A 14,967-nucleotide genomic window follows, 5' to 3' on the forward strand; every position below is an offset into this window, starting at 1 on the left:
ACCCTGCCGCCGCCCGGCGCACCGGAGAAGGCGCGTCAGTCATCGGGAAACCGTGCGGATCGCACGGTCCGGCCGTGACGTTTCTCGGGGGTGGGCGGGGCGCCGCACGCCCTAGGATCGGCGGGCATGACAGTCGATTCCGCCGACCACCGGCTGCGCCGGGCCCGGCGGGTCACCCTGCTGTCGCTGGCCACGAACGTGTGGACCACGGTGCTGCTGCCCGTCGTCGGCCTGGCCCGCGAGCCCGACCCGGTACGCGTCGCGCTGGGCGCCGCCGGGCTGCTCGGATTCGCGGTCGCCCAGATCGCGGTGCTGCACGCCGCGGTCACGCCGTGGCTGCCCGTACCGGCCCGTCGTCGCCGGCACGCCGCGCTGATCGCGGCGGCGCTGCTCAGCCTGCCGCTGCTCGGCCCGGTCGCGGCCGGAACCTGGCCCACCTGGGCGTGGCTGGGCGCGTCCCTGGTCGGCATGACGCCGCTGCTGTTCCGGCCCGTCGTCGCGGTGGTGGCGGCGGCCGGCGTCCTCGCGGTGTCGGCCGTCGTCACCTGGTCGACGGGCGGGCCGGTGACCACGGCGCTGCTGGTCACCGGCGTGGTGGGCGCCGGGATCGCCGCGCTCACCTGGGTCCAGGTCTGGTTCTGGGACCTGCTCGTCGAGGCCCGGCAGGGGCAGGCCGCCCAGGCGCGCCTCGCCGCCGCCGAGGAACGGCTGCGCTTCGCCCGGGACGTCCACGATCTGCTCGGCCACGACCTGACGGTGATCGCGCTCAAGGCCGAGCTGGCGGAGCGGCTGGCGCCGCGCGACGCCGGCCGGGCCGCCCGGGAGGCGGCCGAGGCCCGGCGGCTGGCCGGCTCGGCGCTGACCCGGGTCCGGGCGGCGGTGCACGGCTACCGCGCGGTCGACCTGGCCGAGCAGGCCGCGGCGGTGGGGGAGGTGCTGCGTTCCAGCGGCGTCCGCACGACAGTGGTCCCGCCCGCCGGTGAGGTGCCCGCGGCGGTCGCCGCCGACCTGGCCGCCGTGCTGCGTGAGGCCGGGACGAACGTGCTGCGGCACAGCCGGGCCGGCTGGTGCCGGATCGAGATCACCCGGGAGGACGGCGTGGTGACGCTGACCGTACGCAACGACGGTGTCCGCGACGACGCCGGACCGGACCGGCTCAGCGGCGGCCTGCGCGGCCTGGCCGACCGGCTCGCCCCGGCCGGCGGACGGGTCCGGGCCGATGCCGCCGACGGCGTGTTCAGCCTGGTGGCGACGGTGCCGGTGACGCCGTGATCCGGGTACTGCTGGCCGACGACGAGGAGCTGATCCGGCTCGCCCTGGCCGCGCTACTCGACCTGGAACCGGACATCGAGGTGGTCGCGCACGCCCGCGACGGGCGCAGCGCCCTGGACGCGGCGCTTGCCCACCGCCCCGACGTCGCCGTGCTCGACCTGGAGATGCCGCCGCCCGGAGGCGTCGAGGTCGCCGCCGAGCTGACCCGGGCGCTGCCCGGCTGCGCGCCGGTGATCCTCACCGGACACGGCCGGCCCGCCCAGCTCCGGCCGGCGCTCACCGCCGGGGTACGCGGGTTCCTCGCCAAGGGGGCCCCCGGCGGCGCGCTGGCCGACGTGATCCGCCGGGTGCACTCCGGGGCGCGTTACGTCGATCCCGCGCTCGCGGCCGACGCGCTCACCCTGCCGGAGTGCCCGCTCACGCCGCGCGAGCTGGAGACGCTGCGGCTGGCCGAGCTGGGCACCCCGGTCGCGGTGATCGCCCGGCGGACCCATCTGGCCGCCGGAACGGTCCGCAACCATCTCAGCGCCTGCGTGCAGAAGCTCGGCGCCGCCGACCGGGCGGAGGCGGTACGGCGGGCGCGCGAGGCCGGCTGGCTCTGACGTACGGGGCGTCGCGGGCGGCCGACGCCGACTAGCCTGATCACGTGCGGACGGTCGAACTGCTCTGCTCTCCCGAACTGGAAGCGGCGGTTCGCGCCGCCTGGGACCGGCTCGCCGCCGCCGGGCTGCCCAGCCTGGCCCGCAACACGCACCCGACGAACCGGCCGCACCTGACGCTCGCCTCGGTCGAGGAGTTCCCGCCCGGCGTCGAGCAGCGCCTGGCCGACCTCTGTGACGCGGCGCTGCCGCTGCCGGTGCGGCTGGGCCGGGTGGCGGTGCTCGACGGCAGCGCGCCACTGGTGTGGCTGGTCCGCCCGACCCCGCAGCTCGTCGCGCTGCACGGCGCGGTCTGGGACGTGCTCGCCGAGGCGTCCGGCGGGCACTCGTGGCACCAGCCCGGCCGGTGGGTGCCGCACCTGAGCCTGGCGCTGCGGTTCGGCGCGGCGGACCGGCGCCGGGCCCGGGCGGTCGCCGGGGCACATCCGCCGGCCGGGGCGTTCGTGGCGGCGCGCAGCTACGACGGCGACACCCGCACCGTCAGCGAGCTGACCACCGCCTGCCCTCGTTCCGGCGGCTGAGCGGGGCCGCCCCCAGGGGAGGGGACGGCCCCGGACGTCAGCGGTGGAAGCGCAGGTAGTCGAACTCGGCGGTCACCGCTGGTGTGGCCCCGCCGTGCGCCACCAGCCCGATCCGCGGTGTCGTGTCCGCCGGGAACGTCCACACCGCGCCCCACGTCCAGTGCTTGCCGTCGCGGCTGGACCCGGCCCGGAACTCGTGCTCGCCGTTGACCGGGTCGACCCGGTGGGCCAGCCGCAGCCAAGTGGTGGTGCCGGGGGTGCCGACGATGCTGCCGCCGTACACCGGCTGACCGGCGAACGGCAGCTCGTAGCCGTACTCGACCTGACGGGTGTTCCAGATGGCCACCTGGGTCAGCCGGGCGAACCGGTCGTCGTCGACGTACGCGACCAGGCCCGCCTGCTGGTAGTTGCGCACGCTGTCCTCGCCCAGGTCGAGCGTCACCTTGGTCTCGGCGACGTAGTTCCCGGCCGGGGCGTCGCGCAGCAGCACCCCTGCGGTGTTGCCGGTCCCGGACAGGTCGGCGTCCTGCACCGGCCAGCGCAGCGCGCCGCCGGACACGGTGGCGGCCGGGTCCTGGCGTACCCACCGCCACGCCGGGTCGAGCCCGCCGGTGAACTCGTCGGAGTAGCCGCGCAGCACCGGTCCGACCCGGGGGTCGGGGACGGTGTGCCGCGCCGGACGGTACAGCCGGACGGCGCTGACGTTGTCGAACTCGGCCGGGCCGCCATCGGCGCGCACTGACAGCTCACCGGCGCCGGGGCGGGGCAGCCGCAGCGACACCTGGGCGACCGGGTCGCCGAGGCGGGACGGGCTGAGCGTGGCGACGAGCTGCCGCCCGCGTACCTCGATGGCGAGATTGTGCCGGTCGCCCAGGTCGAGGCCGGCGGGCAGCACGGTGGTCGCGCCGCCCGCACTCAGCCGGCCGCGCCCGACGCGGACGTCCACGCCGTGAAGCCGCAGCCCGGCGGTGGCCGCGCCGGTCAGCCGCAGGTCGGTCTCCGCGCGCAGGTCACCGCCGATCCGGGTACGCGAGGTGAGCGTGCCGCTGCCGGTCAGCACCCCGCCGGTGGCCTGCCAGCGGCCGTGCCCGGCCCGCCAGCCGCGCAGGTCGGCGGTGGCGAAGCGGGCGTCGACCGGGCCGGTGGTGACCGGCGCGGGCCGGATGCTGTCGGAGGGACCGGCGCCCGCGTTGACTGTGGGCCACCCGTCGATCCAGTCGAGCCGGTCCAGGAGCATCGGCCGCTCGTTGACGCCGAACGGCTCGTCCAGGTACGGGTCGGCGCGGTCGATGGCGTGGTAGGCGATCCAGTCCTGCCCGGACAGGTCGGTGAGCACCGCGTTGTGCCCGGTGCCGATCCAGCGGTTGCCGTTCTGGGTGAGCACCGGTGTGCCGCCGGCCCGGGACACGTCGAGGCGCTGCCCGTCCCGGTCGGTGAACGGGCCGCGCGGGTCACGGGACCGGCCGACCTGGACGGAGTAGCCGGTGGCCGGGCCGGCGCAGCAGTTCGCGGTGGACGCGAACAGGTAGTACCAGCCGTCGCGGCGCAGCACGTACGCGCCCTCGAACTTGTTGTCGATAGCGACGGGCGTGGGCGTGCCGACCGCGCGCAGCCCGTCCGGGGACAGCTCGGTGACCGAGATGCCGCCGTAGTAGCTGCCGTAGTAGAGCCAGTGGCGGCCGTCGGCGCCGGTGAGCTGGCTGGGGTCGATCGTCCACAAATACCCGCCGCCGGCGCCCGGTCGCGGCGCGACCACTGGTGTGTCGGCGAACGTCCACGGCCCGGCCGGGCTCGGCGCGGTGGCCACACCGACCGCGGTGTCGAACGTGTCGTCGGAGACGCCTGTGTCGGTGACCGTCACGTACATCACCCACCGGCCGGCCACCCGCCGCACGTCCGGCGCCCAGAACGCGGCGCCGGGAGCGGCGTAGGCGGGCCGCTGGTCCGGGGCGAACGCGTCGCCGGCGTAGGTCCAGTCGACCAGGTCGGCGGAGCGGGCGATCGGCACGCGATGCGTGCGGCCCTCGCCCTCGCGCAGCGGGTCGGAGGTGCCGAAGGCGTACCAGAGTCCGTCGTCGCCGCGCACCACGACCGGGTCGGCGAAGGTGTCGGCGAACCCGGCGGAGACCGGGTTGCGGTAGCGGTCGGGCCCGGCGGCGGACGCGGGGGCCGCGCCGGCGAGCAGAAGCGTGAGTACGGCGGCGAGCGCGCCACCGCGGCGGAGGTGTCCCATCGGGCCTGCCCTCGGGGATAGACGGAGGTGCGGTGCCACCGTTTCTACAACGTTGGAGAGAGTGCTGTAAAGAACCCCCTGACCGTTCGGCGCGGCCCGAACCGTGCCCGTGTCAGCATGGGCCGATGACCACCGGTGCCGACGGCCGCGGACTCGCCGGGTTCGCCGCGCTGCTCGCCGACCCCACCCGGGCCGGCTTCTGCCTGGCCCTGCTCGACGGCCGCGCCTGGACCGCCGGAGAGCTGGCCCGCGCCGCCGGGGTCGCCGCGTCCACCGCGAGCGACCACCTCACCCGGCTGGTCGCCGGTGGCCTGCTCGTCGAGCAGCGGCAGGGCCGCCACCGGTACGTCCGCCTCGCCGACCCGGGCGTCGCCCAGCTCGTCGAGGACCTGGCCGCGCGGGCGCCCGCACCGGCGACCCCGCCCCGCACGTTGCGCGCCGCGTCGGCCGGCGCCGCCCTGGCGTATGCCCGCACCTGCTACGACCACCTGGCCGGGCGGCTCGGCGTGCTGCTGCACGACGCCCTGCTCGACCGAGGCGTCCTCGACCGCACCGGCGGCCTCGCGCTGACCGGGGCCGGCATGACCTGGCTGGACCGTCTCGGTGTACCGGTCGAACCGCTGCGCGCCACCCGGCGACCCCTGGTCCGCGACTGCCTGGACTGGACCGAACGGCGCCCGCACCTGGCCGGCGCGGTCGGGGCGGCGCTGTGCGGGCGCTTCCTCGACCTCGGCTGGACCGCGCGCGGCACCGGCCGGGCGGTACGGCTCACCGCCACCGGGCGGGACGCGCTGGCCGAGACGCTCGCCGTCGACCCGGCGCTGCTGGCCCCGCCCGCCTCCCGCGACACCGGCCCGGCGCGCGCCTGACCCGCCCGTGCCCCGCGGCACCCGTCCCGCCCGCGCCGGGCCGCCGGATGTGCCCGGCCGGATCGTTCGGTTCGGACCGAACTGTCGGCGCCCTACGGTCGGACGATGGATTCACCGACGATCACGGCTGCTCCGGGCACACCGCCCTGCGGGCCGCCGACCTCGGACGACGGCGGCTGGGTGGTCACCCGGTACGCGGACGTTGTCTCCGTCCTGACTGATCCCCGCTGCGTGGTGCCGCCCGCCGAGCAGGCGCCGGAGGGCGGCCTGGCATGGCTGCGCGCCTCGGTGAGCCGGTTCAGTCCGCCGGACCGGCATGCCGCGCGGCGAGCCGTCGGGGTGGCGGCGCTCGACGCCCTCGACCCGCGGGAACTGCGTGTGGCCGCGGAACGGCTCACCGGGCGGATCCTCGACCGCGCCGCGACCGGGGACAACGGCGGTGACCGGGTGGACGTGACCGGTGACCTGGCTCGGCGCGTACCCCTCGTGGTGCTGGCGGAGCGGCTCGGCCTGGCCGACCCGGCGGCGGCCGTCGCGGAGGTGACGGCGGTGGCCGCCGCCTACCACCCGGGCGCCGAACCGGCGGCGGTGCGGCGGGCGGACCGGGCGGTGGCGGCGCTGCTGGCCATGTCGCCGCCCGCTCCGGCCGAGGTGACAGCGAACCGGCTCGGGCTGCTGGTGCAGGCCGCCGACGCCACCGCCGGGCTGATCGTGGCCGCCGTCCGGCACGGGCTCGCCGCGCCGGACGGGCTCGGGACCGACGCGCTGCTCGCCGAGGTGCTGCGCCTCGACCCGCCGGTACGGGTCACCCGCCGGGTCGCCGCCGACCCGCTGAGCCTGGGCGGCCAACCGGTGCGCGCGGGGGAGCGGCTGCTGCTGCGGTTCGACGCCGCCAACCGCGACCCGGCGGCCTTCCCGGAGCCGGACCGCTTCCGCGCCGGCCGGGCGAACGCCGCGCTGACGTTCGGCGCCGGTCCCCGCGGCTGCCCCGGGCAGCGGCACGCGCTCGCCCTGGCCGCTGGCGTGGTCGGCGTGCTGCGCCGCCGCTGCCGTCCCGCCCGCCCGACTCCTGACGTTCCGACGACCCGACTCGAGGTGATCCTGCGATGACCGACCGGTACCGCGCATTTCGTGACCTGCACCGGCGCGGCGAACCGCTGCTCCTGCCGAACGCCTGGGACCACGCCTCCGCCGCGGCGCTCGCCGCCCGGGGACATCAGGCGATCGGCACGACGAGCCTGGGCGTGGCGGCGGCGGCCGGGCGGCCGGACGCGGTCCGCGCCACCCGCGCCGAGACGCTGGAGCTGGCGTACCGGCTGCGGAACCTGCCGGCGCTGCTGACTGTGGACGTCGAGGACGGCTTCCACGACTACCCGGCGGAGGTGGCGCGCTTCGTCGGCGAGCTGGCCGCGCTCGGCGTGGTCGGCGTGAACGTGGAGGACGGCCGCCGGGACGGGCGCCTGGCCCCGGCGGAGCACGTCGCCGCCGTGATCGCGGCGGTCCGCGCCGCCGTACCGCAGATCTTCGTCAACGCCCGCACCGACGCCTGGTGGCTGGGCGTGGCGTCGCCGCTGGACGAGGCGCGGCGGCGGGCGGCGCTGTTCCGGGCCGCCGGGGCCGACTGCCTGTTCGTGCCGGGCGCGCCCGACGAACTGGTCGGTGTGCTCGCCGCCGAGGCGGGGTTGCCGCTCAACGTGCTGTACCGGCCGGGCGGCCCGGACCTGGCCGCCCTCGGACGGCTCGGCGTGGCCCGGGTCAGCACCGGCTCACTGCTGTTCCGGGCGGCCCTCGGAACGGCGCTGCGCCTGACCGACGCGATCGGCGCCGGGCGCGACGCGGGCCTGCCGGCACCGCCCACGTACGAGGAGGTGCAGGCGCTGGTGCCACCGTCCGCCACCTGATCGGGCGCATCGGGGGAGATGGGGCGATTGCCGCCCTCTCGGCTCATTACGGTGTGTGCAGGCCCAATCACGCCGTGTCCTGACCGAGAGGGGACGGAGACCATGCGAGTGCCCAGCCGCAGCCCCGGTCGCCAGCCCGGTCCCGCCGTCACGTCCACCGCTCCCGCCCGGCGGGTGCCCGCCGGTGGCCGGCGCGCCGGCACCGAGCCGGACCTGTCCGCGTACCGGGCGGCGGTGGCGGAACTCCTGGTCGAGGTGGGCGCGCTCGCCGACGCGCCGTCCACCACCGCCCGCCAGGTGCTGCTCGACCAGCGGCTGCGCGAACCGGCCATCGCCGCCGTCCTCGACGCCACGCCGCAGGGCCTGATCGGCGCCCGGGAGACGCTGCTGCTGGAGATGGCCCGCTACCAGCCCAACGCGCGCAGCTCGGCGCAGGACCTCACCGCGCTGGTCCGCATCTACCTGCTCTCCCGCGTCGACGTGCTCTGGTGGCGGGACAGCCCGACGTTCCTCACCGACGACCAGGTCCGCACCAGCACCGAACTGGTCGACCTGGAGTGGCTGCGCCGCCGCGGCCTGATCGAGTTCCGCTACCAGGAACAGCCCGCCACAGTGGTGGGACGCGGGCTGCGGGCGGTGCGGCGACGGCTGCGCCCGGACGCCACCCCGCGTACCGCCGGGCTGCTGTTCCGCCGGGCCCGCCGCGAGATGATCGCGTTCCTCAACGACCTGGCCCGGGAGTTCACGGCCGTCGCGCCGGACGGCACGCCGCCGCTCTGGGTGACCAGCCTGGCCCGCAGCGCCGAGCACCAGTACCGGCTGCGCCGCCTCGGGTACGCCGCGATGGTGCCCAGCGGGCACTGCCTCGGCTGGGCCGCCGACGTCGAACTGGAGTGGTACGACCGCTTCGGCGCCCGCCCGGCGCTCGCCGGGCTGCTGCTGGCCCGCCAGGACGCCGGCGAGGTGAACGTGGTCGACGAGGGACAGGCCTGGCACGTGTGTCTCGCCCCGGCCGCCCGTCGCCGGTACCGGCGGGCGTACGAGTCCGAGATGGGGGTGTGACCCGGTGTGCGGCATCGCGCTGAGCATCGGCCCCGAGGCGGATCCGGCCACCTTCCGGCGGATGCTCGCCGCGCTCGCGCCGCGCGGTGAGGTCACCGAGACCCGGCAGGAGAACGGCCTGCTCGCCGGCGTACGGCGGCTGAGGATCGTGGACCGGGAACGGTCCGTCCAGCCGTGGATGTCGCCGGACGAGCGGCACCTGCTCTGCTTCAACGGCGAGATCTTCAACCACCACGAGCTGCGCGCCGAGCTGACCCGGCTGGGCCACCGGTTCATCACCGCGGGCGACACCGAGGTGGTGCTCACCGCGTTCCGCCAGTGGGGCGAGAACGCGGTCCGCCGGCTGCGCGGCGAGTACGCGTTCGTGATCGTCGAGCGCGACACCGGCCGGACGTACCTGGCCCGCGACCCGCTCGGCGTCAAGCCGCTCTACTGGTCCCGCCTGCCCGGCTGCCTGCACCTCGCCTCCGAGGTCAAGGCGCTGGTCGGGCACGGCGCGCCGATCGGCGAGGTGGCGCCCGGGCACCACGGCTGGGTCGAGCCCGGCGGACCGGTCCGGGTCGGTCCGCACGTCGACCTGCTCACCCTCGGCGACGGCCTGCCGGTGATCGACGACCCGGACGAGGCGGCCCTGCTGGTCCGCGTCGCGCTCACCGACGCCATGCGCGCCCGGCTGGACACCGACCTCACCGTCGGCGTGGTGCTCTCCGGCGGTCTGGACAGCTCACTGGCGCTGCTGCACGCCCGGGAACTGCACCCGGACTGCGTGGCGGTCACCATCGGCGTGCCGGAGAGCCCGGACGTCGCGTACGCCCGGCGGCTCGCCGCCGACCTCGGCGTACCGCACGAGGTGATCGAGCTACGGCCCCGCGACATCCGGCTCGCCGACGTGCGCGAGGCGATCCGGGTCTCCGAGCTGACTGAGTACGGCGACATCATCAACGCGGTCGTCTCGGTGCCGATCTTCCGGCGGCTGCGCGAGCTGGGCGTCCGGGTGGTGCTCACCGGCGACGGCTCGGACGAGCTGTTCGGCGGGTACCCGATGTACCACCGGGTCGGCCCGGAGCGGTCCCGTCGCCTGTTCCTCCACAAGATCCGCAACCTGTGCCGGACCGAGCTGCAACGGGTGGACCGGGCCAGCATGGCGCACGGCGTGGAGGCCCGGGTGCCGTTCCTCGACCTCAGCGTCGTCGAGCTGGCCATGCGGCTGCCGCTGGACGTCAAACTGCGCGACGGGCAGGAGAAGTGGGTCGTCCGGCGGGCCTTCGCGGACGTGCTGCCCTCCTACGTCCGGCAGCGGCCGAAGAACCCGATGTCGTACTCGTCCGGGCTGCACGAGCGGGCCCGCCTCTACAAGCCGCTGTTCGCCCGGCTGCACCGCTCCTTCGGCTACGACCTTCTGGAACCGGTCCGCCGGGACTTCGACAGCGTGCTCACCCGCTGCGGCAACGACCTCGACCGGGCCATCGCCGAGGGCATCGCCCGGCCCGACTACACGGTGCTGGAACACGCCCGGGACCTGGTCGGCGCGGCCCGCTGGAACGCCGCCCCGATGGTCCGCCGGCTGGTCAACCCGCGCCGCACCCGAGGCGACGAGGCGCCCCTGCCCGGGTGAGCCCGGTCAGCGTCGCAGGTCCACGTCGGCGGCCACGCCGGAGACCGGGTCGACGCAGTGCACAGTCGGGCCCGGACGCAACCGGGCGTCCGAGGCGTACCGCCGGGCCAGCTCCCGCCCGGCGGCGGCGTCGCCGCGGTCGGCTGCCACCAGCAGCGCGGCGACCTCGTCGACGAGCGTGAGGTCGGCGCCGGTCAGATCCTCGGTCATCGCACCGAACCCGTCCCAGAGCAGCACCTCGTCCTTGTGCCGGTGGGCCAGCTCCAGCAGCACGTAGTCGTGGACGAGCCAGTCGCCCCGGATCGGCAGCGACGGGTCCACGCCGTAGGTGCCGGGGTCGATCCGGCCCGCCCGGTACGCCAGCCACACCCGGGCCGCCGACTCGAAGTGCCCCGCCTCCGGGTCGATGTCGTAGCCGTCGAACGGCCGGTCGACGGCCGGGTCCAGCTCCGGGTCGGACCAGACCCAGCGTTCGCCGTCCCACCACTCCGCGAGCACGTGGTCGTGGTGCCAGTCCGGGGAGAAGTAGCTCACGAACCCGATCCGGCTGCGGGCCGGGATCCCGTGCTGGCGCAGCGCCGCGACGGTGAGCAGCGTGTGGTCCCGGCAGCAGCCGGCGACCCGCTCGACGGCCGGGCGTTCGGCGGTCAGCGGCAGCGGGAACCGGGACTGGTCGGCGTCGAGGATGCGGTCCAGCCAGCGCAGGTTCACCTCGGCCCGGCGGACGTCCGGCAGCTCCACGCCACCGGCGCGGTAGTGGACGATCACGTTGCGGGCGGTCGCCGCGACGGTGGGCAGGTCGGCGGGAACGGCGTCGAGCAGCGCCGCGTGGTGGCGGGGATCGCTGTACGGGGAGTGGGTCCGGTAGTCGTCGACGTCCATCCGGTCATTGTCGGCGCCGGATGCGGCCCGCGGGTGCCCGCTCGGCGCGCATTTTCGCGGTACCCGAACGCCAGGTCCGATCACCGCCAGCGCCGCGGTCCGGGCCGCGCCAGGCTGGGACCGTGACGACCACCCGTACCGCGTTTCTGATCCGCCCACTGCCCGCCGGGACGCTCGCTGAGCTGCGTCGCACCGGCCGCGACGCCACCGGGCAGCCGCCCGAGCACCGGCGCGCCACCGGCGGCGAGCCGCTGCGCTGCTGCCTGCGCGACGCCCGGCCGGACGAGGAGCTGCTGTTGTTCGGGTACGCCCCGCCGCTGCCGCCGGGCCCGTACCGGGAGGTGGGGCCGGTGTTCGCACACGCCGCCGGCTGCGCCGGCCCGGACGACGTGACGGCGTACCCGTCGCAGTGGCGCGGACGGGAGCAGGTGCTGCGCGCGTACGACAGCCGGGGCCGCATCGTGGGCGGACGGCGACACGACGGCGGCGACCCGGAGGCGGTGATCGCGGAGCTGTTCGCCGACCCGGCGGTGGACCAGCTGCACAGCCGCAACGTGGTGTACGGCTGCTGGATGTTCGCGATCGTGCGGAGTTGACCGAGTCCCGGATGGACATCGGCGGACGCCTCTTCTAGCGTCGCAGTCATGCGGAGGACCCTCATCGCCGGCGGGCTCGCGCTGCTCCTGCTCGCCACGGCCTGCGGGGAGAGCCGCCGGTCCGGCCCACCGGCCGCGGCCGGCTCACCGACCGCGTCCCGGCAGGACCCGGCGCAGGTCGAGCGGACCCTGGCCAGCCTCCGCAAGATCGACGACCTGCCGATGTACGAGATGACGTACGACGGCGACTACGACCCGACCGCCGGGCTGGCCGGGTCCACGCCGCCGAGCCCGTTCGGCTGCTCGCTGTTCGCCGCGCTGGCCGACCGGGACCGGCCGCTGTTCGCCCGCAACTTCGACTGGGAGCCCAATCCCGCGCTGGTGCTGCGCACCGACCCGCCGGACGGGTACGCCTCGATCTCCCTCGTCGACATCTCCTACCTGGGCGTGTCCGCCGACCCGACCGGGGACCGGCGGCTGCTGGACGCGCCGCTGCTGCCGTTCGACGGCATGAACGAGCGGGGTCTCGCGGTCGGGCTGGCCGCCGACGACGGGGCCCGCGCCGAGCCGGTGCCCGGCCTGCCGAAGGTCGGCTCGGTGCGCATCCTGCGCCTGGTGCTCGACTCGGCCGCCACTGTGGACGAGGCGGTCGCCGTGTTCCGGCGCTACAACCTCGACTTCGACGGCGGGCCGCCGCTGCACTACCTGCTGGCGGACGCGACGGGCGCGTCCGCCGTGGTGGAGTTCGTCGACGGGAAGCTCACCGTGGACCAGCGGCAGGGCCCGTGGCAGGCGCTGACGAACGTGCCCGCCGTCGGCGTGCCGGACCGGGAACTGCGCCAGGACCACAGGTACGGGGTGCTGGCGAAGGAACTCGACCGTACCGGCGGGGTGGTGGACGCGGCCGGTGCGCTGCGGCTGCTGAACGCGGTACGCCAGTCGCACACCCGCTGGTCGGTGACGTACGGGCTGCGCAGTGGCGAGGTGCGGGTGGTCACAGCGGGCGGCGGCACCCGCGACTACCGGCTGCCGATGAGCGACTGACCACGGCTGCGGCGCCGCGCCCTCTCAGACGATCGGCTGTCGATACCTGGCGGCGAGCGTGGGCAGGTCCGGCTCGCCGAACCGCTCGACGAGTGCCGCGAACCGGTCGACCTTGTCCGGGCCGAAGCGCCGCACCGCGACCGCGTAGGAGGCGGCGGAGACGAACGCCGGTGGCGTGGTCTTGCTGTGGAACTTGTCGGCGTACATCACGAGGTGTTCCTCGGCGGTGACGGCCGTGTAGTCGGCGGCCGGGATCGGCAGGCCCTGCCGGCGCACGTCCGCCCGGGTGATCCCGACGCCGGTGTGACGGGAGCAGAACCGGGCGATCACCTCGGGCAGCCCTGCCTCCCGTGCCAGCGCGTGGCCCAGCACGCCGTGCCGTACGTAGTTCCGCTCGTCGAGCCGCCCGGCCTCGTCGTAGAGGCGGTAGACCCCGATGTCGTGGAGCAGGCTGCCGGCCCGCACGAGGGCGGCGTCCGCGTCCGCACCGCTGCTGTCGAGCAGTTGTCCGGCGATGTCGCACACGATCCGGCAGTGCGTCCAGACGAGGTGCAACGCCTCCCGGGACGGCGCGAGCCGTTCGTGCAGAGCCCGGATCCGGGCGTCGCTCGGCACCGCCGTCCGGTCGTCGATCGTCACCGGCATGCGTCCGTTTCCCTCCCGGGACAGCACCGGGCCCGGCGCCCCGTGCGGGGAACGCCGGGCCCGGCCACGGTCAGCGGGTCACCAGCTCAGGTAACCGGCCTGCGTCTGCACGTTCAGCTCGGGCACCAGCAGGAACTGCGCCAGCCAGGTACGCGGGTCACGCAGCTCCAGCACGTCCAGTCCCTTCTGGATGTCACTGGAGTAGATGTGGCCGTTGTACCAGTAGGCCGACCAGGACCCGCCGGTACGCAGCTGCGAGGCGTCCAGCGGCCCGCGCTCCCAGTAGGCGATCTCCTTGGGCTTGCGCGAGTCGGTGAAGTCCCACACCGAGATGCCGCCCTGGTACCACGCCTGGACCATGATGTCGCGGCCGGGCACCGGGATCAGCGAGCCGTTGTGGGCCACGCAGTTCTCCGTGTCCGCGTTGACGCGGGGGATCTTGTAGTAGCTACGGAACTCCAGCTTGCGGGCGTCACCGCGGCCGGTGATGTCGTAGATGGCGTCCGCGCCGCGGTTCGGGCCGACCACCTCGTTGCAGGTGGCCGCGCCGCCGCCGCCCAGCTCGTCGGTGAAGACGACCTTGGTGCCGGCGTTGTTGAACGTGGCCGAGTGCCAGAACGCGAAGTTCTCCGCGTCGGTGACCCGCTCGATCACCCGGGGCGCCTCGCGGTTCTTGATGTCCAGCAGGACGCCGTCACCCATGCAGGCGCCCGCGGCCAGGTCCTTCGACGGGTACGCGGTGATGTCGTGGCAGCCGGTGGTGGCCGACGACTGGCCCGGGATGCCCGGGTAGCCGCCGTCCGGGAAGAGGTTCGGCGTGGCGACCACGGAGGCCGTGGTGGGGTTCTTCACCGGCACCTTGACGATGGAGATGGAGTCGTGTGGCGGCTGGCAGTCCGGGAACTCGGCCCGCGGGCTGTACGAGGAGACGTACAGGTAGACGTTCCGCTTGTCCTTGCCGGGCACCAGCGTGTGGGTGTGCGAGCCGCACGCCGTCTCGACCGACTTGATGTAGCGCGGGTTGCGCTTGTCCCGGATGTCGAAGATCTTGATGCCCTCCCAGGACTCCTTCACCGACGCCGGCTGGCTGGTGCTGGCGCAGGAGTCGTCGCTGCGGGAGGAGTCGGTCGACAGGAACAGCAGGTTGCCGTGGACCGAGATGTCGTTCTGTGAGCCGGGGCAGAGCACCTGGGACACGATCGTCGGGCGGCTCGGGCGGGAGACGTCGTAGACGACGAACCCGTCGTAGTTGCCGACGAACGCGTACCGCCCCTGGAAGGCGATGTCGGTGCCGAGGGCGGCCGTGGTGTCGAACGGCGCCTGCTTCGGCAGGTTCGCCACCTGGCGCAGGTTGGGGCTGCTGGAGATCTCGTCGACACCGGGGACGGCGTTGTCCACGGTGGCCGGCGCGGCCTGGGCGCGGGGGATCTCCTGGGCGCTGCTCGGCGGCGCGGTGACGACGCCGGCGAGCAGCAGGCCGGCGGCGGCCAGGCTGACGATCCGGATACGAGACGTGCGGATGTTGATCATCGGCAACACCCTTCGAAAGGGGGTCATGATTCGCCACACCTTACCTATTGGAGACGGCCATCAATGTGATCTGGGTCACACTGGGGAACTTTCGTCTATGGATAGGATCGCTGTCACCTTGACCGGAGGAGGCGTCGT

14 protein-coding genes are annotated in these 14,967 nt (G+C 75.0%); 10 read left to right on the forward strand and 4 right to left on the reverse strand.

From position 1 onward, the window contains the following. The first annotated feature begins 126 nt into the window (after positions 1–126). Genes BFV98_RS03090 through BFV98_RS03100 form a run of 3 tightly spaced genes read left to right on the forward strand, consistent with a single transcriptional unit; the run spans position 127 to position 2,452 of the window. Complete coding sequence (locus BFV98_RS03090; protein WP_013286581.1) at positions 127–1,272, forward strand: sensor histidine kinase; 1,146 nt, start codon at positions 127–129, stop codon at positions 1,270–1,272. Next, the gene (locus BFV98_RS03095) at positions 1,269–1,874 is read left to right on the forward strand and encodes a response regulator transcription factor (RefSeq protein ID WP_013286580.1); all 606 of its coding nucleotides are present in this window, start codon (positions 1,269–1,271) and stop codon (positions 1,872–1,874) included. The genes BFV98_RS03090 and BFV98_RS03095 overlap by 4 nt, the downstream gene beginning before the upstream one ends. Before the next feature lie 44 nt (positions 1,875–1,918). Further along, positions 1,919–2,452: a 2'-5' RNA ligase family protein gene (locus BFV98_RS03100; protein ID WP_030272535.1), complete on the forward strand. Its 534-nt coding sequence runs from the start codon at positions 1,919–1,921 to the stop codon at positions 2,450–2,452. Between the two features lie 37 nt (positions 2,453–2,489). On the opposite strand, the gene BFV98_RS03105 is transcribed toward BFV98_RS03100, so the two are convergent. Further along, the gene (locus tag BFV98_RS03105; RefSeq protein WP_071094817.1) at positions 2,490–4,685 is read right to left on the reverse strand and encodes a family 43 glycosylhydrolase; all 2,196 of its coding nucleotides are present in this window, start codon (positions 4,683–4,685) and stop codon (positions 2,490–2,492) included. 125 nt (positions 4,686–4,810) lie between these two features. On the opposite strand from BFV98_RS03105, the gene BFV98_RS03110 reads away from it, so the two are divergent. The 5 genes from BFV98_RS03110 to BFV98_RS03130 all read left to right on the forward strand — a co-directional run bounded on the left by BFV98_RS03110 (position 4,811) and on the right by BFV98_RS03130 (position 10,132). Continuing rightward, a complete protein-coding gene (locus tag BFV98_RS03110) occupies positions 4,811–5,554 on the forward strand; it encodes a helix-turn-helix transcriptional regulator (RefSeq protein ID WP_013476607.1) in 744 nt (247 codons plus the stop codon). A 105-nt stretch (positions 5,555–5,659) separates the two neighbouring features. Then, positions 5,660–6,664: a cytochrome P450 gene (locus tag BFV98_RS03115; RefSeq protein ID WP_255367981.1), complete on the forward strand. Its 1,005-nt coding sequence runs from the start codon at positions 5,660–5,662 to the stop codon at positions 6,662–6,664. Next, positions 6,661–7,455 carry an isocitrate lyase/phosphoenolpyruvate mutase family protein gene (locus BFV98_RS03120; protein WP_071094820.1) on the forward strand — a complete coding sequence of 265 codons (795 nt, stop codon included), beginning with the start codon at positions 6,661–6,663 and terminating at the stop codon, positions 7,453–7,455. The genes BFV98_RS03115 and BFV98_RS03120 overlap by 4 nt, the downstream gene beginning before the upstream one ends. Before the next feature lie 102 nt (positions 7,456–7,557). After that, the gene (locus tag BFV98_RS03125) at positions 7,558–8,517 is read left to right on the forward strand and encodes a hypothetical protein (protein ID WP_013476610.1); all 960 of its coding nucleotides are present in this window, start codon (positions 7,558–7,560) and stop codon (positions 8,515–8,517) included. 4 nt (positions 8,518–8,521) lie between these two features. Next, on the forward strand, positions 8,522–10,132 hold the full coding sequence (locus BFV98_RS03130; protein WP_071094822.1) for an asparagine synthetase B: 1,611 nt from the start codon (positions 8,522–8,524) through the stop codon (positions 10,130–10,132). 6 nt (positions 10,133–10,138) lie between these two features. On the opposite strand, the gene BFV98_RS03135 is transcribed toward BFV98_RS03130, so the two are convergent. Next, the gene (locus tag BFV98_RS03135; protein ID WP_071094824.1) at positions 10,139–11,014 is read right to left on the reverse strand and encodes a transglutaminase domain-containing protein; all 876 of its coding nucleotides are present in this window, start codon (positions 11,012–11,014) and stop codon (positions 10,139–10,141) included. Positions 11,015–11,136: 122 nt separating this feature from the next. Between BFV98_RS03135 and BFV98_RS03140 the strand changes: the two genes are divergently transcribed. Both BFV98_RS03140 and BFV98_RS03145 read left to right on the forward strand, forming a co-directional pair. After that, positions 11,137–11,610 (forward strand): DUF1203 domain-containing protein, encoded by a 474-nt coding sequence (locus BFV98_RS03140; protein ID WP_013286571.1) that lies wholly within the window; start codon positions 11,137–11,139, stop codon positions 11,608–11,610. A 48-nt stretch (positions 11,611–11,658) separates the two neighbouring features. Next, entirely contained in the window at positions 11,659–12,654 is a 996-nt protein-coding gene (locus BFV98_RS03145) for a carcinine hydrolase/isopenicillin-N N-acyltransferase family protein (RefSeq protein ID WP_071094826.1), read from the forward strand. A gap of 24 nt (positions 12,655–12,678) precedes the next feature. On the opposite strand, the gene BFV98_RS03150 is transcribed toward BFV98_RS03145, so the two are convergent. Beyond that, positions 12,679–13,299 (reverse strand): HD domain-containing protein, encoded by a 621-nt coding sequence (locus BFV98_RS03150; RefSeq protein ID WP_013286569.1) that lies wholly within the window; start codon positions 13,297–13,299, stop codon positions 12,679–12,681. Positions 13,300–13,377: 78 nt separating this feature from the next. Beyond that, positions 13,378–14,829, reverse strand: coding sequence for an LVIVD repeat-containing protein (locus BFV98_RS03155; RefSeq protein WP_071094828.1), 1,452 nt, complete (start codon positions 14,827–14,829; stop codon positions 13,378–13,380). Positions 14,830–14,967 lie beyond the last annotated feature (138 nt).

It is taken from the genome of Micromonospora sp. WMMB235 (genome assembly GCF_001855515.1).
Taxonomy (GTDB): Bacteria; Actinomycetota; Actinomycetes; order Mycobacteriales; family Micromonosporaceae; genus Micromonospora; species Micromonospora aurantiaca.